Here is a 21,069-nt window from a genome sequence, read left to right as displayed (position 1 = left end):
GTCCTGTCGCGGGCAGAGCCGCCTGGGGGAGCATGGTCGACACATTTCTGTCGCGGCGGGGTAGGGCGTCCGCAGCGTGGGATGCACAGGGGCGCGCGGCGGGGGAGCGCGCCCCGATCCGGTCACGGCCCAGGGTGGGCATGGGGGAGGACGGCCCCGCCAACCCTGAAGGGAGTCGGACGACGTCGGCGAATCCTGCCGGCGGATCGACATCATCAAGATAATCAACGGTGTTGACGTCAGCCCCTCGCCCACCCAAAAAATGGAAAACAACAGCTCCACCCGGCTGAGCGCACAGCACACTCCCGAGCCCGAGGAAGATAATCCGAACAACCCGGACACGGAGGATCGGATCGTGCGGTACCGGGCATGGGGCGTGGCGGTGGGAAGGCGGTGGCATGGGCGACGGCCGGCTGGTGATAGACGAGGTGTCCAAGCGGTACGGCGACGTGGTGGCGTTGGACGCGATGTCGTTCGATGTTCGGGCCGGTGAGCTGTTCGGGTTCGTGGGCAGCAACGGCGCCGGGAAGACCACGACGATGCGGATCGTCCTCGGCGTCCTCGCCGCGGACGCCGGTGAGGTCCGCTACGACGGTGCGCCGCTGGACCTGGCGATGCGCCGGCGGATCGGCTACATGCCCGAGGAACGTGGCCTGTACCCGCGGATGAAGGTCGCCGAGCAGCTTGGCTATCTCGCACAGTTGCACGGGTTCGGCCCGGCGGCGGCACGCCGGGCCGTGCAGAGCTGGACCGAGCGGCTTGGGGTCGCCGAGCGCCGCGACGACGAGGTGCAGAAACTGAGCCTGGGCAACCAGCAGCGGGTGCAGCTCGCCGCGGCGCTGGTGCACGACCCGGCGGTGCTGGTCCTCGACGAACCCTTCTCCGGGTTGGACCCGGTCGCGGTGGACGTGATGAGCGAGGTGCTGCGTGAGCGGCGCGCCGCCGGGGTGCCGGTGGTGTTCTCCAGTCACCAGTTGGACCTCGTGGAGCGGCTGTGTGATCGGGTGGGGATCGTGCGCGCCGGCCGGATGGTCGCCTGCGGCCCGGTCGAGGAGCTGCGTGACGGCGGCCGCGGGCTGCTCGTGGTGGACGTGCCCCAGGCCGGCGCGGACTGGGCCGACGGCCTCGACGGCGTGCGCGTACGCGGCCGGGAGGGCACGGCGGCCCTGCTCGAGCTCGCCGACGGTGTCGACGACCAGGCGGTGCTGCGTGCGGCACTGGCAACGGGCCCGGTGCGGGAGTTCCGCCACCGTCGGCCATCCCTGGCGGAACTGTTCCGCAACGTCGTCAGCGCCGTCGATCCCCCGCCCGCTGCCGCCGCGACCCCGGGCGCCAGCGTGCCGGCGCCCGCCGCACCCCCCGAGTCGACGGTCACCCCCACCGGCGGCACGTCATGACCCAGGAGACGGACGCTGCGATGGCGCAACCAACGCCGGACGCCACGCCGGCAGTCCCCGCGACGGCAGACGGTGTGACGGTCGAACCGGCCAGGGCGGACGGGGTGACGGCGGACGGGGTGACGGCGGACATGGCGGACGGCGACCCGCGGGCCGGTGCGGACACGGGCGTCGGCGGTTCCGGTGACGCCCGGCGGATTCTGACGCTGGTGGCCCGGCGCGAGATCACGGTGCGGCTGCGCTCGCGGGCGTTCCAGGTGACGACGGTGCTGTTCGTGCTCGCGATCGCCGCGACCACGCTGATCCTCGACGCCGTCGGCGGGTCGTCGTCGACGCGGACGGTGGCGGTCACGGCGGCGGACGGCCGGCAGGCGGCCTCGATCGTGGCGGCCGCGCGTTCCCTCGACACCGACGTGCGGATCCGGACCGTCACCGACGCGGCCGCGGGCCGGGCGGCGGTGCTCGACGGCGACGCCGACGCGCTCGTGCGTGTCACCGCGGCGGGCGGGGGCTACCAGGTGACGGTCAAGGAGGATCTGCCGGACTCGCTGGCGTCCGTGCTGACCGTCGCGGCTCGGCAGGCGGCGCTGGAGGGGCAGATCTCCGCGCTCGGCGGCGATCCGGCGATGGTGGGTCGAGCGGTCGCGACGGCCGGCGTCGACGTTGACGCCTTGCATCCCAGGGCTCACCGCGACGGCACCCGGCTGCTGCTCGGCCTGCTCTCCGGTGGCCTGATCTACATCGCGCTGCTCACCTTCGGCCCGCAGGTCGCCCAGGGTGTGATCGAGGAGAAGAGCAGCCGGGTGGTGGAGCTGCTGCTGGCCGTCGTGCGGCCCTGGCAGCTGATGGCCGGCAAGGTCGTCGGGATCGGCGTGGTCGCGCTCGGCCAGTTGCTGCTGATCGGGGTGGTCGGCGTCGGGTTGGGGCTGGGCACCGGGGAGCTGGACCTGCCCGCCGGGATCGCCGTCGGGAAGGTCGCGTCGGCGCTGCTGTGGTTCCTGGTCGGGTTCTCGATGTACGCGCTGCTGTTCGCGGCGGCCGGGGCGCTGGTGAGCCGGCAGGAGGACGCCGCCGGGGTCACCACCCCGATGATCGCCGCGATCCTCATCCCCTATGTGGTGGGGATCTCGGTGCTGCCGGCGTCGCCGGATTCCAGCCTCGTTCTGATCATGGCGATGATTCCGCTGTTCGCGCCGGTGCTGATGCCGATGCTCATCGGTATCGGCAGCGTGGCGGTGTGGCAGGTGCTCGTCGCCTTCGGGCTGACCCTCGCGCTGATCGCGGTGCTGGTGTGGCTGACCGGCCGGGTCTACGGCAACGCGGTGAAGCGGTCGGGGACGCGGGTGTCGATCCGCGACGCGTTGCGCGCGACCTGAGGCGGCGTCGTCTGGATAGCATCCGGTGTCAATCGGACGTTCGCCGGGGCCGGCTTGTGGCCCGGGCGGCGTGCCGCGGTCCGCTGCCCGGGCCGGGCAGCGGAGAACAGGGAGCCCTCGTGCGTGACATCGCCGTTTTCAGCGGCAGTGCCCATCCCATCCTCGCGGAGGAGATCTGCACGCACCTGAGCGTGCCGCTGCACCGGGTGCGGGTGCAGCGTTTCGCGAACGACTGCCTGGAGGTCCAGCTTCCGGCGAACTGCCGCGAGCGCGACGTGTTCCTCATCCAGCCGCTGGTCACGCCGGTGCAGGAGAACCTCGTCGAGCTGCTGCTGATGCTGGACGCGGCGCGCGGCGCGTCGGCGGCGCGCACCACGGTCGTGCTGCCGCACTACGCCTACGCCCGGTCGGACAAGAAGGACGCGCCGCGGATCTCCATTGGCGGGCGGCTCGTCGCGGACCTGCTGGTCGCCGCGGGGGCGAACCGGGTGCTGGCGATGACGTTGCACTCGCCGCAGGTCCACGGTTTCTTCAGCGTCCCGGTGGACCATCTGCACGCGCTGCGTGAACTCGCGGTGCACTTCCGTCGCCTGGACCTGTCGAACACCACTGTGGTGTCCCCGGATCTCGGTAATGCCAAGGAGGCGGCGGCGTTCGCGCGGATCCTCGGGGTCGGGGTCGCCGCCGGGGCCAAGCAGCGGTTCGCCGATGACCGGGTGAGTATCTCCACGGTGATCGGTGACGTCGCCGGGCGGGACGTGATCGTTCTCGATGACGAGATTGCCAAGGGCAGCACGGTGCTGGAGCTGCTGGAGCGGCTGCGCGAGCTCGACGTGCGCTCGGTGCGGGTGGCGTGCACCCACGGGCTGTTCTCGGCTGGTGCGCTCAAGCGCATCTCCGACCAGCCGGAGGTCGTCGAGATCGTCTGCACGAACACGGTGCCGGTGCCCGAGGCCGAGCGGGTCCCGCAGCTCACGGTCCTCACGGTGGCGCCGCCGCTGGCCGAGGCGATCCGCCGCATCCACAACGGCGAGTCCGTCAGCGCCCTGTTCGACGCCTGAGCCCGCCCGCTCACCTGGCACTTCAGGATGCGCTGACGTCAGCATCGGCTGTACTATCGGGGCATGGTGACGATCGCGTCGTCGGCGGAGGTGCTGGCTCGCTTCGGGCACGCGCTGTCCGATCCGACCCGCGCCCGGCTGCTGCTCGTGCTGCGTTCCGGCGCGGCCTACCCGTCGGACCTCGCCGAGATCCTCGGCGTGGGCCGCACGAACCTGTCGAACCATCTCGCCTGCCTGCGCGGCTGCGGCCTGGTCGTCGCCACCCCGGAGGGCCGCCGGCAGCGCTACGAACTCGCCGACGACAAGCTGCGCCACGCCCTCGGTGACCTGCTCGACGTCGTCCTCGCCGTCGACACCGACCACGTCCACACCGGCGAGCCGGCCGCGGGCGAGGCACCCGATCCCGACCTTGCGGGAGTGGCGGTGAGCGGGTCATGACGGCCCCGAACGGCACCGGGCCGCCCGCCGACCTCCATGACGACCACGCCGAGGGGCCCACCGCGCACGATCACGGCGCCGATCACGGCTCGGGAGCCGGGCATGGGCATGGTGCTGCGGGGCATGGGCATCATCACGGGGTGCCGTCCGGGCGCACGACGGCGTCGCAGCGCCGCCGGCTGTGGCTGGCGACGTGGCTGAACCTCGCGATTGTCGTCGGCCAGACGGTCGCCGGGGTCGCGGCGGGTTCCGTCGGCCTGCTCGCCGACGCCGGGCACAACCTCACCGACACCGCCGGCGTCGCGCTCGCCCTCGTCGCGATCAGCCTGTCACGCCGGCCACCGTCGGCGCGGCGCACCTTCGGCGGGGTGCGCTGGCCGGTGCTCGCCGCGCAGGCCAACGCCGCGACCGTCCTGGTGGTCACCGCGCTGCTGGCCGTGGAGGCGCTGCGCCGCCTGGGCGGGTCCGGGACGGTCGACGGCCCGGTCGTCGTCGCGGTGGCGCTGTTCGCCGCGCTGGTCAACGGGCTGAGCGCGCTGGTCGTGCGCGAACGCGACGCCGACCTGAACACCCGTGCCGCGGTGCTGCACCTGGCCGGCGACGCCGTCGTGTCGGTCGCGGTCGCGGCCAGCGGCGCGGTGATCTGGCTGACCGGTGGCGCCTACTGGCTCGACCCGGTGGTGTCGTTGGTGATCTCGCTGCTGATCGCCGCGCAGGGCGCCCGGCTGCTCGTCAGCGCGTCGCGGGTCCTGCTGGAGGAGACCCCGGAAAGCCTCGACGTCGCCGCGGTCCGCGCGGACATCCTGCGCGACGACCGGGTTCTCGACGTGCACGACCTGCACGTGTGGAGCCTGTCCGACCGGGTCCACGCCGCCTCCGTGCACGTCACCCTCGGCCACCTCGACCCGGCCGACGGCGTCGACGGCGGCCATCCCAGCCTGGCCCAGGCCCGCGTCGTCGCCGGCGAGCTCAAGTCGATGCTCGCTGCCCGCCACGGCCTCACCCACGTCACCATCGAAGCGGAATGCGAACCGTGCGCGCCCGGTGAGAACGACCCCTGCGGCATCGCCCGGGACGCCGAGAGCCGCCGCGGGGATCATCCCGATGCGCCGGCGGGGACCGGCGCGCCGGCGCCACGCACCCCCGGCGAGCGGGCGAGCAGGCGGCGCCCCCGCCGCTCCGGGGTCACCTCCGCCCGCTGATCGCCGCCGCGGCGGCGCCGCCGCGCGCCCGGCGTGGCGACCCGGCCGGGGACCACCGTCCGCGCCGCGTGCCGGGCCAGGTCAGCAACGCGCAGGTCAGGCAGGTGCAAGCCAGCGTTGCCAGGTGGCGGCGACGAGGCCGGTGAGCTGCTCGTAGCCGGCCGCCGCGGGGTGGGCGCCATCGCCGGCGGCGATCTCGTGCTGCCAGGACGGCTGTGCCCTCAGCGCGGCGAACACGGGGACGTAGGGAACGCCATGGGCGGCGCAGACGTCGGCGTACCGCTCGTCGAGGGCGGCGACGCGAGCATCCCGGCCCGGGTTCCCGGCCGGTGCCGGTCCGACCATCAGCACGGGCAGGATCGCCCGCGCGTCGGTGAGCAGGGCTGCCAGGTTGGCCACCGACCGATCAGGGGCGACCCGTACGCCGTGGCCGTCCGAGGTCATGTCGTTGACGCCGAACGAGAGCACCAGCCGGGGTTCGGGTGCCCCGCTCAGCCGCGGCAGGCACTCCTGGCGCCACCGGGCGAGGATCTGGGTCGAGGTGTTCCCACCGATCCCGAGGTTGTAGGCGGTCAGGTGCAGACCGCGGGTGCGGGTGCGGGCGGTCAGGCGGCCGACCCAGCCCAGGCCGGTGGGATCACCTGTACCCGCGACGAAGGAGTCCCCGACAAAGCACACCCGCACGTCCCTGATCGCCGCGGGTGGTGTCGGCGCCGGATCGGTGAGTGTTCGGGTGAAGGCGACGCGGTGCAGCCCCGGCCCGTCGTAGTCACCCTGGACGGCGACGCCGTCGATCGTCAGGTCGCCGGGATCCACCCGAAAGCCGATGCCGGTGTGGAATGCCAGCGACGCCGCGTTGCCGGGACTGGTGATGCACCGCACCCGCGTGGCGCCCCGGGTGGCCGCCAGGCGGAAGAACCGCCGGTAGAGATCCACGGCCACACCGCGGCGACGCAGAGCGGGATCCACCCCGACGAAATGGACATAGGCCGTGTCGGGCTGGGACGGGGAGACGAAGGCGATGAGGAACGCCGCGATCCGGCCGTCGCCGTGTTCGACCAGCCAGCTGCTGTCGGTGAAGTGCTGGAAGAACAGCCGGGGCAGCAGCAGGGCGCGCTGGCGTGACCCGTCGGCACCGCCGAAAACCGCCCACCAGTCGTCCATCACTGCCAGCACGCGGAGATGGTCCTCGACGTCGGGATGACGCCACACCAGACCATCGGGAAGCTCGTCGATCACCGGTCAACCCTGGCAGAACGACGGACGTCACCGCCAACTCTTTTCGGTGATCCGGCGCGCCGGGGGTCGATGCCGGGGCTGCTCAGGGCGGGGGCGAACGCGGCGATCGTGGCGAGCAGGAGCAGGACGACGGTCAGCGCCCGGTGCAGGCCGGCGAGTTCGGCCAGGCCGCCGACCAGCGGTGGGCCGGCCAGCCAGCCGGCGTAGCCGACGGTGCTGACCAGGGCGATGGACCGCCCCGCGGACGCGCCGAGCTGGGCGGCGCGGGAGAACACCGCCGGGGCAACGCAGGCGGTGCCGGCGCCGATGGTCCCGAAACCGAGCACGCCGGCGATGGCGCCGCCCGGTGAGGCGGCGAGGGCGAGCGCCGTGGCGAAACCGACGATCGCGGCGCCGGCCAGGGCGCGCACCGTCCGCGTCGGGCCGAACCGGCCCAGTGCCCGGTCCCCGACGAGGCGCACCGCGAGCATGCACACCGTGAACGCCACGAACCCCGCCCCCGCGCCTGAGGCGGCCGCCCCGGTGACCTCCGTGAGGTACACCCCGCTCCAGTCGGCGGCCACCCCCTCGCACAGGAAACTCCCGAACGACACGGCGCACAGCGCGGCGAACGGCCCCACCGCACGGCGGCGGAGGCGACGGGCACGGCCCGGGTGGACCCCTGCCGCCACCGGCCCGGCGCCGCCGGTGTCGCACGGCCGCGGGTCCTCGCGCGCGACCCGCACCGGGTCCGCCAGCATCCAGCGGGTCACCGGCAGGGCGACGAGCAGGCAGATCGCGCCGAGGACGGCGAACTGGGCGCCCATCGGCACCGCGAGGGCCGCGGCGGCGGTGCCGATCCCCGCGCCGCTGAGCGCACCGGCGGTCCACGCCGCATGCGCGGACGCCATGATCGGCCGGCCGTAGCCGGCCTGCACCCCGACGGCCTGGGCGTTCGCGGCGATGTCCAGGCCGCTGCTGGTCGCGCCCCACAACGCGAGCAGCGCGAACAGCGACCACTGGCCGTGCACCAGCACCAGCAGCGCGCCGACCCCGCAGTAGGCGGGCAGTGCGGCGCGGACCACGGCGACGCTGCCGAAGCGGGTCACCGCGATTCCGGCCAGCCACAGCGACGCGACGGCACCGCTGGGCGCGCCGAGCAGCGCCAGGCCGAGGCGCCCGTCACCCAGGCCCAGTTCGCCTTTGACCTGCGCCACGCGCGGCGCCCAGCTTCCCAGCACCACGGCGAGCACGAAAAGGACGATCATGGTGGCGGCGCGGGCCCGGGCCAGGCGCCGCCGCGTGCCGTCCCCGCCGGCTGCGGCCTCGCCACCCGGCGGGGTCATCCCAGGGTCCCGCGGCGTGCGCCGACGCCTGCGCGGTGCCGCCGCACCGCGCCGCGCTGATCCCATGCGACGGTCCTCATCCTTGTGACGGGCGGAGCCGATGACAACGCTGGACGAGCCCCTGGGTCGGGAAAGCTCCATCGTCGCGGTGGCGGCCGACTTCTACGACCGTGTCCTCGCCGATCCGCTGCTCGCGCCGTACTTCACCGGGGTCGACCTGGCCTCGCTCAAGGCCCACCAGGCGGCGTTCCTGGTGAGGGCGACCGGCGACCCGAAGTCCTGCACCGGCCCGAAGTCCTGCACCAGCGGGGAACCCGCCGCCGCGCACGCCGGGGTCCCGCACCGTCTCACGTTCGTACCGATCAGGGAGGAACGTCCCGAGAACTGGTGCGAGGACCGGACATCGGCGGGACATCCACCGGGACGTCCCGGTGCGGGTGCGGTGCGACGGGCCGCGGCGACCCGCGCGGGAACGGCGAACCAGCACGGTGATCAGGCCGGCAGTCAGGAGGGGGACAGGGGAGGACCGACCGGCCGGTGTTCTGCGACGATCGTGGAGTGTCGGCGGTGGCGGGGTTCGGAGTCGGCTGGCGGCCGGAGCTGGCCGGGATGCTCGGCGGGTGTGCCGGGCTGCGGTTCGTCGAGGTGATCGCGGAGAACGTCGCGCTCGGTGGCGGCCACGCGTCGGCGCCCGCGGGGCCGTCGCCGGGGGAGCTGGGCGTGCCGGTCGTGGTGCACGGCATCGGCCTGTCTCTCGGCGGGGCCGAGCGACCCGACCCGGCGAGGCTTCGCCGCCTCGCCGCCGTCGCCGAGGCGTTCGGCGCCCCGCTGGTCAGCGAGCATGTCGCGTTCGTGCGGGCGGGCGGCTACGACGCGGGCCATCTGCTGCCGGTTCCCTACACCCGCGACGCGCTCGACGTGCTGGTCGCGAACGTCCGGATCGCCTGCGCGGAGCTGCCGGCGCCGCTGGCGCTGGAGAACACGGCCGCGTTGCTGCACTGGCCCGATGACGAGCTGGCACCCGCCGACTTCCTGACCGAGCTGGCCGAACGCAGCGGCGCGCTGCTGCTCGTCGACGTCGCGAACCTCCACGGCGACATGATCAACCATGGTCATGACCCGGTCGAGGCGTTCGACCGGCTGCCCTGGGAACGGGTTGCCTACCTGCATGTCGCGGGGGGCGTGATGCGCCAGGGTCGCTATCACGACACCCATCTGCACCCGGTCGGGGCGCCGCAGCTGACGCTGCTCGCCGACGCCGTCGGGCGGTTCCCGCCCGGGCGTGCCGCCTACCTGCTCGAACGGGACGGCCGCTATCCCCCGCCCGCGACGTTCTACGCCGAGTGCGACCTGGTCCGCACCGCCGCGGCCGGCGTGCACCGTCCGCTGTCCTCACGAACGCGGTGGAGGTCATGGTGAAGGACGTCGTGCTGCTGATCATCCTGGGGCTGCTCCTGGTGGCGGCGTATCGCCTGGTCGTGTGGATACGTGACCGTGCCTACGTCGGCCGGTGGCGTGAGCCCGACCGCCGCAGCTCCCGACGCGCCGCGCACGGCGGGCGCGCCGACGGCAGCGGCGGGGAGTTCCTCGGCGGGTACGGCCTGTTCGGCGGGTCCGATGGCCGCGACGGCGGTGGTCACCACGGTGGTCATGGCGGTGACCACGGTGGTGGGGGATGCGGTGGCGGCGATGGGGGTGGTGGATGTGGCGGTGGATGCGGCGGCTGAGCGGGCCGGCACCGGGTGTGGCGTCACCGAACAATATGATCTTGATGTTGTGCGGGCACGGCTGGCGGTCGGGCAGTCCGCGCTGCTCACGGCGTTGGTCGCCGGCGTGGCCGACCCGCCGGGATTCGACCCGACGGCCTTGGACGCGACCCGCCAGGTGCTGCTCGCCAAACGCCGCGACAGCGTCGCGCGCCACTGGCCGGCACTCGCGGCCGAGCCCGGTTTCGCCGCCCGGTTCCTGTCCTGGGCCGCCGGCCGGCCTCCCGCCGGAGCCCGGGCCGACGGCCTGGCCTTCGGCCGTGCCCACCGCGACATCCTGTCCGAGGACACCCGGGTCGAACTGCTGCGTGCCCGTTGCGCCCAGCACCGCCTGACGGTCCTCGTCGACCGCGCGGCCGGCGGCACGCTGATCGCGCTGCGTGCCCCTGCCCTGGGCGTCGTCATCCTGCGCGCCGCGCGGCCGGCGGGGCGGCCTGGACGTCGCTGAGGTGCCCACCTGCGCCGACAGAGCCGGTCGCCTCGAGGCGACCGACCGACGTCACGCGCCAGGAGACGTCCTGGAAGTCGCTGCCGCCGTCGACGTTGATGTTCGCGCCGGTCAGGTAGCTGGTGACGCGGGACCCGACGAAGGCGATGACCGGGCCGATCTCGGCGGGGTCACCGGCGCGGGGCAGGAACGCCGGGTGCCCGAAGTCCTCCTTGATGATCCGCATCGCGTCGGTGAGGCTTGTCGGGCCGACGCCGCACTGCCACCGCGGGGAATCGGCCCACCCGCGGCCACACGGCCCCGCCGCCGCGCCCCCTGCCCGCGGGTGCCGCGTGACGGGGACAGCTCAGACGGCGGTGAAGACCAGGGTGGCGTTGTGGCCGCCGAAACCGAAGGCGTTCGCGACCGCGGCATGCACCCGCTCCCGGCGCGCCACCCCGGTCACCACGTCGAGTTTGATCTCCGGGTCGAGCCGGTCGAGGTTACGCACCGGCGGGATCAGCCCGTCGCGCAACGCGCAGATCGTCGCCACCGCGCCGATCGCCCCGGCCGCGCCCAGGGTGTGCCCGGTCATCGACTTCGTCGCGGTCACCGCCGGATGGGTGCCGATCGCCGCCGCGATCGCCTCGGCCTCCAACGGGTCACCGACCGGCGTGGAGGTGGCATGGGCGTGGACCAGCCCGATGTCGGTCGGCAGGACCCCGGCGCGCCGCAGCGCCGTGCTGATCGCCCGTGCCTGGTTCACGGGATCGGCGGTGGTGATGTCGGCGGCGTCGGAGTTCACCGACGCGCCCGCGGCGACCGCGTGCACCCGCGCCCCGCGGGCCGCGGCGAAACCCTCCCGCTCCAGCACCACGACCGCCGCGCCCTCACCGAGGACGAACCCGTCCCGGTCGACGTCGAACGGCCGCGACGCCGCCGCCGGATCGTCGTGACGGGTCGACAGCGCCCGCATCTGCGCGAACGCGGCCAGCGGCAGGTTGTCCACCGGCGCCTCCACCCCGCCGGCGACCACGACGTCGGCGAGGTCGAGCTGGATCATCTCCATCGCGATGGAGATCGCCTCCGCGCCCGACGCGCACGCGCTGATCGGCGTGCGCGCCCCCGCCCGCGCGCCCAGGTCGATGCTGACCCACGCCGCCGGGCCGTTCGCCATCAGCATGATGATCGCGTGCGGGGACATCCGCCGGGCGTTGCCCGCCTCCACGATCCGATGCTGGCCCAGCGTCGACTGGACCCCGCCGTACCCGGTGCCGATGACCACGGCCAGGCGCTGCGGGTCGACCTCGGGACGCCCCGCGTCCGCCCACGCCTCGCGGGCGGTGACCATCGCCATCTGCTCGCAGCGGTCCAGCTTGCGGGCGTCCTTGCGGGGCAGTGACACGCCGGGGTCGACGGGCAGCCGCCCGGCGAGACGCACGGGCAGCTCCCGCGCCCACTCGTCCTCGACGATCACGACGCCCGACGCGCCGGCCAGCAACCCCTCCCAGCTGGTCGCGAGGTCACCGCCGAGCGGGGTCATCGCGCCGATTCCGGTGACCACGATCCTGTCCCGTACCATCCGGTCTCCTGTCCCTCCACCGTTGCCTCGCACGCGCCCGGCGGGGCGGACCGATGCCGGGACACCCCACGCGCGTTACCTCGGGTTCACCATCGCAGCCCGGCGCCGCGTTCGCCCAGCACCGGCACCACCGGAAACAGGCACCGGCAGTTGTGGAGGACCGACAACCCGCCGCGCCGCGACAGGCACGCCGCGGCGCGGCGCGGCGGATCAGGGACCGTAGACGCGGCTGGGGGTCACAAACACCACCGTGCGGCGCTGCTTGCGCATCACCCGGTCATAGGTGGGCCAGTCGTCATGGGTGCCACCGGCCGCGGTGAAGACCTCCCGCAGCAGCAGCCGGAGCCGTTCGGCGTCGAGGTCGGGATGCGGATCGTCCGGGCCGAGCAGCTGCGCCGCGCCCTCGACCGTCGCCCACCGCCAACCCGACCGCACGGTCGCGGCCGCGCCCGGCCGGGCCCGCAGATGCGCCAGTTTCACCCCGCCATAGGTCACGAACCCCACGGCGGGCACCCCGCTGAGCGGATGGTCCATGAAGGCGACGTTGACGACCGACGCCTGGATCCCGCCGTCAGCACGCGCCGTGGAGATCACGGCAAGCCCGCTCTCGGCGCGGCCGAGAGCGGCGGCGTCCTCGAAGGTGGTCACGGTGATGTTCACCCTTCGTCCGTCGATGATCTCCATGGTAGGCGCCGCACACCCCCGGCGTCCGCGCGAACGATCATCATCTGGTCCGCGGCGACCCCCACCCGACCCCGCCGCAGTGCCCTGAACTGCGGTGATACCCGCACCCGCGGGCACCGACGCGGCCCGATGTGACCGTGCGGGCAGACCCGCCGACAGTGGGGTCACCCCACGGCCCGCCCCGGCGGCACAGACCCGCCCGCACCCGTCCACCGGGTCATGATCACGGTTTCACCCGACGTTCACCGACCCGCCCGACTGCGGCCTTGGTGACCGGGCAGATTCGCTGCGTGCCCCTGACACTGATCGCAGGAACCTTCCGGATCGTCGGTGCCTCCCCCGACGGCGACTCCGTCCGCTTCTACCCGCACGACCGCCAGGCGTTCGCCCACGCGCGCATCGCGGTGAAGGCCAACGCCTCCGGCGGCGTGCAGCTACGCCTCGACGCCATCGACGCCCTGGAAACCCACTACACCCCGCCGCACACATCGCACTCCTGGCACCAGCGCCCCGAGTTCGGCGCCGGCGCCGCGGGCGCCCTGCTGCGCGAACTCGGCTTCACCGACGTCACCCGCAACACCGCCGGAACCGTCACCGCCGCCACCCCCACCACTGTCGACGGCTACATCCTGACCCGTTTCGCCGACACCTACGGCCGCGCCGTCGCCATGGTCTTCGCCGCCGACCCGCCCGCCGGCACCCGCGACGGCGGACCGCTGTTCCTCGACGTCGACGGGCTGCACCACTCGGTCAACCACCGGCTGCTCGCCGCCGGCTGGGTCTACCCGACCTTCTACTCCAAGCTCTACGTCGACCTGCGCGCCGACCTCGCCGCCACCGCCGCCGCCGCGCGCCGCGCCGGGACCGGCATCTGGAAACTCGACGCCACCACCGCCGGGTTCACCGTCGTCTCCCGCGACGCCCTCACCGAGGACCTGGTGATCCTGCCGAAACTGTTCCGCCGCCTCGCCGAGTACCTCTCCCTCGACGAGACCGGCGGCGTCGACCTCACCGGTTTCCCCGCCTTCCTCACCACCCTCGACGACCGACTGTTCACCGTCCCCACCGGCCAGGCCACCGCCCTGGACACCCTCGTCACCGTCACCGACAACCCCTCCGGCGCCGGCCAGACGGTTACCCTGACCGTCCCACCCGAGCAGACCGTCTTCCTGGAGTCCTGAGCACGCGCCGCGCCGCGCCGCCGCCATCGCCGGGCGCGGGCAGCCCCTGTCCGCGGCGCGGTGGGCCGTCAGGCAAGGTGGTCGCCGTGGCGCGGGAGCGGGATCGCGGGCCATCCTGTCCGGCGTGGACGCGGCCGACGCTGTCGCCCGGGCACACGTCCACCACCACCCCCCCGCCGTCGAAACGCCGTGGCGGCGGCATTGGGTGCGAGGGTTTCCGGCCAGGTGGCCATGGCACGAATCGTCGGGCCAGACGTTTTCTGGCGATTCTCGTGGCAACCGCGGCACCTTCCCGCCGGGCCGTGTCCGCGGCGCTCACATGCGCCTCGCCACCTTCGCGGTCCTCGGTGTCCGGACCCGGGAATCTGGACCCCTTGTTTATCGAGGGTCGCGGCAGCACCCCTTCCATGATCATGATGGCGGCCGTCGAAGCGGTTGGAGCCACGGTGCGGTTCGCTGGTAGCGGGCGGGTTCAGAACCAGCGGGTTCGATCCCTCCGCTCCGGCGTCCAGTGGCGTGCGCGGAAGAGACCCGACTCCCATGCTTCCCCATTCTTTCGAGGGGGCATCGGAGATCTCGGTCCGACATCCGCGACGCCGCGTTCCCAGGCGGGGGAAAATACGTTGACGTCCGCCGCGCCCTGTGCGGAAATAGATTTCCAGGCCGGATGGCTGGAATTCTTTTCGTCGGGGGAGGCGGATATGTCAGCAGGTGTGCACGCGGCAAAGGCCGGGATGGAGAAGGCGGACGAGATCGCGGGGAACAGCACCGCGGGTCAGGTCGGGGCGGTCCTCGGAACCATCGCGGGATTCGCGGCCGGCGCCTACGCGGGCGCGGCCGCGCTGCCGGTGGTCGGACCGCACGGCGCGATGGCCATCGCCGGCGGTGGCGCCGCCGCGGGTGCGGTGGCGGGCGCCAGCATCGGCAAGGCGCTCGACGAGTAGATCCACGCCTGTGCGCCAAGGGGCCCTCCACGGCATCGTGGAGGGCCCCTTCGTCGTGGCGAGCACCAGTGCGCCGGCCTCGGTATCACCTGCTCTGTGGGCGCACGGCCCGGACGATCGTCGCGGCGGCCTCGCGCAGGCGGTCGGGTGGGTGGGCGGCGTAGCCGAGGACGAGGCCGGGTGGTCCGGGGCGGCGGCGGTGGCGGGACAGGGGATGAACGAGGACGCCGTCGGCGTGTAGCCGCTCGGCGAGCGCGGCGTCGTCCATCCGCTCGTCGGGCAGGGTGACGAGCAGGTGCAGGCCGGCGGCGACGCCCCGCACGGTCACGGCCGGCAGCCCGGCGCGCAGGGCATCGAGCAGCGCGTCGCGACGGGCGCGGTGGCGGGTCCGCACGAGGCGGATGTGCCGGTCGTAGGCGCCGCTTTCGAGCAGGCGGGCCAGGACGAGCTGGGGGACGGTCGGGCTGCCGAGGTCGCTGGCGTGCTTCGCCGCGACCAGGGCGGAGTAACGCGCCGGCGGTGGGACGAGCCAGCCCAGGCGCATCGCCGGCGCCAGGGTCTTCGACGTGCTGCCGGTGTAGGCGATCCGGGCCGGGGCGCCGCGGTGCAGTGCGGGGACCGGCGCGCGGTCGTAGCGGAACTCGGCGTCGTAATCGTCCTCGATGATCAGTTCGGCGTCGGTGGCGGCCCAGGCCAGCAGCGCGCGGCGCCGCGCGGCGCCCAGGACGACCCCGGTGGGGAACTGGTGCGCGGGGGTGAGGAACGCGACGCGGGTTGCGCTGGCGGCCAGCGCGTCGACGCGCTGGCCCTCGTCGTCGACGGGGACGGGGACGGGGCGCAGCCCCCAGTAGTCGAACTCGTCCAGGGCGCCGCGTGAACCCGGGTCCTCCACGGCGATCCGGTCGATGCCCTCACGGCGCAGCGCCTGGGCGAGCAGCGCCATCGCCTGCGCGACACCGGCGACGATCAGGATGTCCTCGCCGGTGACGCGCAGCCCGCGGGTGCGGGCCAGCCACGGGGCGAGCGCGGCGCGCAGCCGGGGATGCCCGCGCGGGTCGCCGTAGCCCAGGTCGTCGGGATGGGTCTCGGTGAGCACGGCGCGTTCGGCGCGCAGCCAGGCGCCGCGGGGAAACGCGGAGAGGTCCGGGACTCCCGGAGACAGGTCGATCACCGCGCCGCCCGCCGGCCGTGGCTGGGGTAGCGGCCCCTGCCAGCCGGGTCCGTCCGGGTACGCCCCCGCGCGCTCGCCCGCCCGCGGCGACGGCGTCGGCGGGGCCAGCACCGTCGTTCCGCCGCCGCGGTGGGCGCGCAGGAGACCCTCGTCGGCGAGGCGCCGGTAGGCCTCGACGACGACACCACGGGAGCAGCCGAGTTCCGCGGCGAACGTGCGGGTCGCCGGCAGCCGGCTGCCCGTCGGGAGCCGGCCGTCGCCTATCGCGGCACGCAGCACGTCGACCAGCCAGCCGGGAAGCCCGCGGGTCGGCGCCGCCGCCGGGTCGAGTTGCAGGAAGTCGGTTCCCCACCCGGTTTGGTCCATGAAACCTGCCCATCGTTGGCACTGGTTCACGAACCATGCTGGCGGCGAGCATCGGCGGATGTCCACTCCCCGTACCCCGCTCGCCGGCGCGACCCGCCGTGCCTCGCTCGCCGGCGCGACCGGGATGATGTTCGTCGGTGCCGGCGTCGCGGTCTCCGGAGTGCTCGCCGACGCCGCGCTCTACCCGGCCCAGGCGCTGCGCTACACCCTGGGCTGCGCCCTGCTGCTCCTCTTAGCCCGCTGCGGCGGACGGGTGCCGCACCGCCCGCGCGGCACCGAATGGCTGTGGCTGCTCGGGGTGTCCGTCACCGGCCTGGTCGTCTTCAACGTCGCGCTCGTGCGCGGCTCGCGCCACGCCGAACCCGCGGTGCTCGGCGTCGCCGTGGCCTGCGTCCCGGTCGTGATGGCCGCGTGCGGTCCGCTGCTCGAGCACCGCCGGCCCCAGGCCCGGGTGCTCTGCGCGGCACTCGTCGTCACCGCCGGCTCCGCGCTCGTCGAGGGCGTTGGACGCAGCGACACCGCCGGCCTGCTCTGGGCGCTGGTCACCTTCGCGTGCGAGGCCGCGTTCACCCTGCTCGCCGTCCCCGTGCTGCCCCGCCTCGGAGCCCACGGCGTGTCTGTCCATGTCACCTGGCTCGCGGCGCTGATCTTCACGGTCCTGGGCATCGCCACCGGAAGCTGGCCGGCGCTGGGCCGTCTCGACGCCGCCGACCTGCTCGCGATCGGCTACCTCGCGACCGCCGTGACCGCCGTCGCGTTCGTCCTCTGGTACAGCTGCGTACGCACGATCGGCGCCGCTCGCGCCGGACTGCTCACCGGCGTCGCCCCCGCGGCCGCCGCGGCGATCAGTGTTCCGGTCACGGGGACGGCGCCCGCCCCGCTCGTCTGGGTCGGCATCACCGTCGTCGCCCTGGGCCTCGCCGTCGGCCTGAGCGAAGGCCCGCCGCACCCACGGTCCACTCGCACCCGGGAGCCGCACCGCCTCGACCGGGCTGCGGCGGCGGTTGGTCACCGGCCGCCGGCCCGTGGGTGACGTACGGTCGCGCTCGCCTGCCCACACCACCCTCAGCGCGACGTGAAGACCTCCCCAGGCGGTGGGCCGACGGTGGGGTCACCGACAGGGCGCACGGGGCGTCCGCCCGATCACGGGGCTGCCAGAGGTCGACGGCGATGTCGCGTGTCTGCTCGCTGAACGTGCCCTCGGGACTCGCGTCGCGCAGGAGCTCCCGCAGTCGCGTCTCGAACGCGCCGCGATCCTCGCCGAACAGGTGGGGCGCCGAGCTGGACCGCGAGAAGACCGCGGCGACGACATCGTCGGCCACGCGGGTTCGCGGCGTGCACCTGCGCGCGGGCTCCACCCCTAGGTGCTCCTCGGTGAGGGCCCCGCCGCGGCGGGGTTGCCGTCGCGGGGGAGCGGTTTCTCCCAGATCAGGAGGTAACGCCAGAACAGCAGCCGTCGCACGCGCGCGCCGGGCAGCACCGCGGCGGCCACGCGGGCGGCCTCGCGTGTGGTCAGCGGCGGGTCCAGGACCACGGGCATGCTCGTGCGGGTGTGGTGCTCCTTCGCGAACGTAGGGGCGCCGCGCAGCAACCTGTTCACGAGGAAGGCGACGCCAAGCAGGCGATGTCCGACCATCGCGACGATCTCGACGGGCCACTCCCGGCGCAGGTCCACGCGGGGTAGGACGACGGCGGCGAGGACCCCGCCGGGTCGCAGCGCGGCCGCAAGCACCTCGAGCGCGTCCGCCAGCGGCATGTGGTGCAGCGCGGTGATCGAGACGATCGCGTCGTAGTCCTTGCCCGGCAGCGGGTCGACCAGCACGTCGGCGAGAACGCAGGTGACGTTGCCGGGGGTGTGGCGCCGCGCGTCCTCGATCATCCGCGCACTGCGGTCGACGGCGTCGACGTGCTCGACGCGCTCGGCGAGGCGGGCCGCGAACCCTCCGGCGCCACAGCCGACATCGAGCACCCGCCGGCAGGGCCGCGGCAGGGCGCGCAAGAGCAGCCGTTGGTAGAAGGCGTTGTGAGACCAGTCGAGCACAGCCGACACTATGGCGCCAGACAGCCGCCGACCCGCGGGCACCCCGGCAACAGTCGTCCGTGCAGGCTCACCGTCGCCAGCCACAGCCACAGCCACAGCCACAGTGGCTCCGGGTCCGCGGCCAGCGGCCGCATTGCGCGGATCGTGCCTGAGAGCCAGAACCAGATCGCCAAAGATCAACCGATGTTCGGCTGTCCTACGCTTTCGCTATGGCGGAGAAGGCGGGCGCTCATGTACCGGTGACTCGGCGGCAGTGGGACGAGTACCCCGCCGCCTGGTTTGAGCGGTATGCGCGTCCTCGGTGGGCCGCGGACGAACCGTACTGGGGCATGTGGGGCGTCCCCCAGTCCCGGCTACCGGTCGCGCCTGCGGACCTGGCTGGTGGGGTGGCGGTTGAGCTGGGCTGCGGCAGCGCCTATGTCTCGGCGTGGCTGGCCCGCCGCGGCGCGCGGCCGGTCGGCGTCGATGTCTCGGCCCGGCAGCTGGCTTTCGCACGCCGCATGCAGGAGGAGTTCGGCGTGCGCTTCCCGCTGGTCCACGGGGACGCCGAGCGGGTGCCACTGGCCGACGCATGCGCCGACCTGGTGATCAACGAGTTCGGTGCCGCGGTCTGGTGCGACCCGTACCGCTGGATTCCGCAGGCGGCCCGCCTGCTGCGGCCCGGCGGCCGGCTGGTGTTCCTGACCTACTCGGTCCTGGCGCGCCTGTGCATGCCCGAGCAGGGGCCGGTCACCAATCGACTGGTCCAGGACCTGTTCGGGCTGCACCGGCTGGCCAGGCGCGGCGGGTCGGGCCTGGCGTACCGGCAGTTCACGCTGCCGCACGGGGAATGGATCCGGCTCATGACGGGCTGCGGCCTTGTCGTGGAGGACCTGGTCGAGGTCGAGGTGCCGCCGGATGCGACCAACAGCGAATTCGCGGAGTTTCCGCCCGAGTGGGTCCAGCGTTGGCCGGCCGAGGAGGTCTGGTTCGCCCGGCGCCGCTGAGCCTGGCCGCGGTAGGGATCAGGTCACCTGCCAGGCACCCTGCCGGCACGGCAGACATTGGCGGTGCGGCGGCGTCGACGCCGGCCGCACTCGGCCACAGCAGCTAACCTGGCCGCGAGGAGCCGAAAAATCTGTTCCCGTCACAGTAGACATCGGGCTCGACGTGGGGTAGCTTTGCTCTCGTAGCCAACGGAGTCCATGGTCGCGGCAGACACGAACTGCCGCGAGCGGGGCGGCGGCCAGTCGGGCCGCCGAGCAGCACCGTGCAGGTTCGGCAGCGAGTAGGCAGACAGAGAGGAGTAGACGCCATCAGGATCGCCCGGGCGATGGGTTTTCTCGCCCGGTTACCGCAGACCCAGGTTTGGAAGGTGGTCCCCGGTCACGCCTATGCGATCTCCGCGCACCCGCCCCCTGTGGTGGCGGCGCGGAACCCCGAATCCGGCGCTTCTCGCCGGTAGATGGTGTTGAACCCTCGGGGCCCTGGTGCCAGATGGCACCAGGGCCCCCTTTCAACGTGTCCCGAGAGGTGCAATGTCTCCTGGAACGACCCGCAGATTGTCCGACAGCCTTGACGACGACGACTACCCCGCCTACACCGTGGGCCGCGCGGCCGACCTGCTCGGCACCACCCCGGCCTTCCTGCGGGCCCTCGGCGAAGCCCGTGTGATCACCCCCCTGCGTTCGGAGGGCGGCCACCGCCGCTACTCCCGCTACCAGCTACGCATCGCCGGCCGCGTGCGGGAACTCGTCGACAACGGCACCGCCATCGACGCCGCCTGCCGCATCGTCATCCTCGAAGACCAACTCGCCGAAGCCAACAAGATCAACCAGCAGCTACGCGACGACCAACCGGCCAGCTAGGCCTGACCGTCAAGCCCTGGGTTGGTGTGCCCCGTTGATTCCGGACAGGCGTTATTAAGCTGATCTACGCAGCGGACTGTCTTTTCAAGTAATCATCGTGGACTTGCTGTGGGGTTCGGTAGTCGAGTGCCGAGTGGCGGCGTGTCGTATTGTAACGGATTTCGATGTATCGGGCAATGTCGCGCCGGGCGTGTTCGCGGGTGGGGTAGACGGTACGGTGAACACGTTCGTTCTTCAGAGTCGCGAAGAACGATTCGGCCATCGAATTGTCGTAACAGATCCCGGTCCGGCCGACGGACTGACGGATCCCGAGCCTTGTCAAGGTAGCAGCGAAGCGGGCTGATGTGTAGTTACTTCCGCGGTCCGAATGAAAAATCGCTCCGTCGGCGAGCTGGTGGTTACGGGCGGCCATGCTGATGGCGGTGTCGATGAGCCCGGTCCTGTAGTTGTCGTCCATGGCCCAGCCGATGACGGCTTTGGTGTGGCAGTCGATGACGGTCGTGAGGAAGAGCCAGCCTTCCCAGGTCGGAACATAGGTAATGTCACCGACCATCTTCGTGCCCGGGGCGTCGGCGGTGAAGTCGCGGTGCAGCAGGTCGGGGATCGAGGCGGGGTCCTGGCCCCGCTCGGTCAGGGTGTGCCGCCAGGGGCGTGGCTGGCACGGCTCCAGGCCCTGCTCCCGCATGAGTGCGCGGACGAGCTCGAGGCTGCAGGGGCGTCCCCAGGCGCACAGGTCGGCGTGCGCGCGCCGGTAGCCGTAGGTGCCGTCGGAGGCGGTGAACGACTGGTGGACGAGGGTGGCGAGCTCGCCACGGCGGGTCGCGGTCGCGGAGACGGAGCGGTCGCGCCATTCGTAGAAGCCCGAGCGGGACACGCCCAACCATGCGCACATCTGGATGATGGACGGTGTCGCGCCGGTGGTGTTCGCAGTGGTGGTGGTACGGCCGGCGTACTCCGCATCGATGAACTCGAACGTGTCGCTCACCGATGATCCTTGGCGAAGTACGCCGCGCATTTTTTCA

General features: G+C 73.0%; 21 protein-coding genes. 13 read left to right on the top strand and 8 right to left on the bottom strand.

Going from position 1 to position 21,069, the window contains the following annotated elements:
- Window positions 1-398: 398 nt before the first annotated feature.
- From MXD60_RS10200 to MXD60_RS10180, 5 genes are all read left to right on the top strand, one after another.
- Window positions 399-1,397, top strand: coding sequence for an ABC transporter ATP-binding protein (locus MXD60_RS10200; RefSeq protein ID WP_248818773.1), 999 nt, complete (start codon window positions 399-401; stop codon window positions 1,395-1,397).
- A gap of 20 nt (window positions 1,398-1,417) precedes the next feature.
- On the top strand, window positions 1,418-2,773 hold the full coding sequence (locus MXD60_RS10195; RefSeq protein ID WP_248818772.1) for an ABC transporter permease: 1,356 nt from the start codon (window positions 1,418-1,420) through the stop codon (window positions 2,771-2,773).
- A 119-nt stretch (window positions 2,774-2,892) separates the two neighbouring features.
- Window positions 2,893-3,834, top strand: a complete 942-nt coding sequence (locus MXD60_RS10190; RefSeq protein ID WP_248818771.1) for a ribose-phosphate diphosphokinase — start codon at window positions 2,893-2,895, stop codon at window positions 3,832-3,834.
- A 63-nt stretch (window positions 3,835-3,897) separates the two neighbouring features.
- On the top strand, window positions 3,898-4,272 hold the full coding sequence (locus MXD60_RS10185; RefSeq protein ID WP_248818770.1) for an ArsR/SmtB family transcription factor: 375 nt from the start codon (window positions 3,898-3,900) through the stop codon (window positions 4,270-4,272).
- Window positions 4,269-5,474: a cation diffusion facilitator family transporter gene (locus MXD60_RS10180; protein ID WP_248818769.1), complete on the top strand. Its 1,206-nt coding sequence runs from the start codon at window positions 4,269-4,271 to the stop codon at window positions 5,472-5,474. Before MXD60_RS10185 ends, MXD60_RS10180 begins: the two co-directional genes overlap by 4 nt.
- 96 nt (window positions 5,475-5,570) lie before the next feature.
- On the opposite strand, the gene MXD60_RS10175 is transcribed toward MXD60_RS10180, so the two are convergent.
- Window positions 5,571-6,713, bottom strand: coding sequence for a GNAT family N-acetyltransferase (locus MXD60_RS10175; RefSeq protein WP_248818768.1), 1,143 nt, complete (start codon window positions 6,711-6,713; stop codon window positions 5,571-5,573).
- Window positions 6,710-8,038, bottom strand: coding sequence for an MFS transporter (locus MXD60_RS10170; RefSeq protein ID WP_248818767.1), 1,329 nt, complete (start codon window positions 8,036-8,038; stop codon window positions 6,710-6,712). The genes MXD60_RS10175 and MXD60_RS10170 overlap by 4 nt, the downstream gene beginning before the upstream one ends.
- Window positions 8,039-8,138: 100 nt before the next feature.
- Between MXD60_RS10170 and MXD60_RS10165 the strand changes: the two genes are divergently transcribed.
- The 3 genes from MXD60_RS10165 (at window position 8,139) to MXD60_RS10155 (ending at window position 10,252) form a co-directional block, all read left to right on the top strand.
- Complete coding sequence (locus MXD60_RS10165; RefSeq protein ID WP_248818766.1) at window positions 8,139-8,687, top strand: truncated hemoglobin; 549 nt, start codon at window positions 8,139-8,141, stop codon at window positions 8,685-8,687.
- Window positions 8,606-9,457, top strand: a complete 852-nt coding sequence (locus tag MXD60_RS10160; protein ID WP_248818765.1) for an MbnB/TglH/ChrH family RiPP precursor modification enzyme — start codon at window positions 8,606-8,608, stop codon at window positions 9,455-9,457. Before MXD60_RS10165 ends, MXD60_RS10160 begins: the two co-directional genes overlap by 82 nt.
- Window positions 9,458-9,532: 75 nt before the next feature.
- A complete protein-coding gene (locus MXD60_RS10155; protein WP_248818764.1) occupies window positions 9,533-10,252 on the top strand; it encodes an SCO6045 C-terminal-like domain-containing protein in 720 nt (239 codons plus the stop codon).
- Here MXD60_RS10155 and MXD60_RS30285 read toward each other — a convergent pair.
- The 3 genes from MXD60_RS30285 to MXD60_RS10140 all read right to left on the bottom strand — a co-directional run bounded on the left by MXD60_RS30285 (window position 10,206) and on the right by MXD60_RS10140 (window position 12,497).
- Complete coding sequence (locus MXD60_RS30285) at window positions 10,206-10,478, bottom strand: Rossmann-fold NAD(P)-binding domain-containing protein (protein ID WP_248818763.1); 273 nt, start codon at window positions 10,476-10,478, stop codon at window positions 10,206-10,208. The two genes, MXD60_RS10155 and MXD60_RS30285, sit on opposite strands and share 47 nt — an antisense overlap.
- Before the next feature lie 120 nt (window positions 10,479-10,598).
- On the bottom strand, window positions 10,599-11,813 hold the full coding sequence (locus tag MXD60_RS10145; protein ID WP_248818762.1) for a beta-ketoacyl-[acyl-carrier-protein] synthase family protein: 1,215 nt from the start codon (window positions 11,811-11,813) through the stop codon (window positions 10,599-10,601).
- A 210-nt stretch (window positions 11,814-12,023) separates the two neighbouring features.
- A complete protein-coding gene (locus MXD60_RS10140) occupies window positions 12,024-12,497 on the bottom strand; it encodes a TIGR03618 family F420-dependent PPOX class oxidoreductase (RefSeq protein WP_248818761.1) in 474 nt (157 codons plus the stop codon).
- Window positions 12,498-12,787: 290 nt separating this feature from the next.
- On the opposite strand from MXD60_RS10140, the gene MXD60_RS10135 reads away from it, so the two are divergent.
- Together MXD60_RS10135 and MXD60_RS10130 are read left to right on the top strand one after the other, a co-directional pair.
- Window positions 12,788-13,678 (top strand): nuclease, encoded by an 891-nt coding sequence (locus MXD60_RS10135; RefSeq protein WP_248818760.1) that lies wholly within the window; start codon window positions 12,788-12,790, stop codon window positions 13,676-13,678.
- A gap of 701 nt (window positions 13,679-14,379) precedes the next feature.
- Window positions 14,380-14,622: a hypothetical protein gene (locus tag MXD60_RS10130; RefSeq protein ID WP_248818759.1), complete on the top strand. Its 243-nt coding sequence runs from the start codon at window positions 14,380-14,382 to the stop codon at window positions 14,620-14,622.
- An 85-nt stretch (window positions 14,623-14,707) separates the two neighbouring features.
- Here the strand turns inward: MXD60_RS10130 and pdxR are convergent, their stop codons facing one another.
- On the bottom strand, window positions 14,708-16,159 hold the full coding sequence (pdxR, locus tag MXD60_RS10125; protein WP_248818758.1) for a MocR-like pyridoxine biosynthesis transcription factor PdxR: 1,452 nt from the start codon (window positions 16,157-16,159) through the stop codon (window positions 14,708-14,710).
- 58 nt (window positions 16,160-16,217) lie between these two features.
- Between pdxR and MXD60_RS10120 the strand changes: the two genes are divergently transcribed.
- Window positions 16,218-17,192, top strand: coding sequence for a DMT family transporter (locus tag MXD60_RS10120; protein ID WP_248818757.1), 975 nt, complete (start codon window positions 16,218-16,220; stop codon window positions 17,190-17,192).
- Window positions 17,193-17,519: 327 nt separating this feature from the next.
- On the opposite strand, the gene MXD60_RS10115 is transcribed toward MXD60_RS10120, so the two are convergent.
- Window positions 17,520-18,200, bottom strand: a complete 681-nt coding sequence (locus tag MXD60_RS10115) for a class I SAM-dependent methyltransferase (RefSeq protein ID WP_248818756.1) — start codon at window positions 18,198-18,200, stop codon at window positions 17,520-17,522.
- 386 nt (window positions 18,201-18,586) lie between these two features.
- On the opposite strand from MXD60_RS10115, the gene MXD60_RS10110 reads away from it, so the two are divergent.
- Window positions 18,587-19,186, top strand: a complete 600-nt coding sequence (locus tag MXD60_RS10110) for a class I SAM-dependent methyltransferase (RefSeq protein ID WP_248818755.1) — start codon at window positions 18,587-18,589, stop codon at window positions 19,184-19,186.
- Between the two features lie 531 nt (window positions 19,187-19,717).
- On the top strand, window positions 19,718-20,047 hold the full coding sequence (locus MXD60_RS10105; RefSeq protein WP_248818754.1) for a MerR family transcriptional regulator: 330 nt from the start codon (window positions 19,718-19,720) through the stop codon (window positions 20,045-20,047).
- A 64-nt stretch (window positions 20,048-20,111) separates the two neighbouring features.
- Here MXD60_RS10105 and MXD60_RS10100 read toward each other — a convergent pair.
- Window positions 20,112-21,069, bottom strand: a 958-nt coding sequence (locus MXD60_RS10100) for an IS3 family transposase (protein WP_248818753.1), incomplete at its 5' end; no start/stop codon positions are given.

This window comes from Frankia sp. AgB32 (assembly GCF_023243045.1).
Taxonomy (GTDB): domain Bacteria; phylum Actinomycetota; class Actinomycetes; order Frankiales; family Frankiaceae; genus Frankia.
Note: the sequence above shows the minus strand (reverse complement) of the source record. Positions and strands in the feature narration are given on the sequence as shown.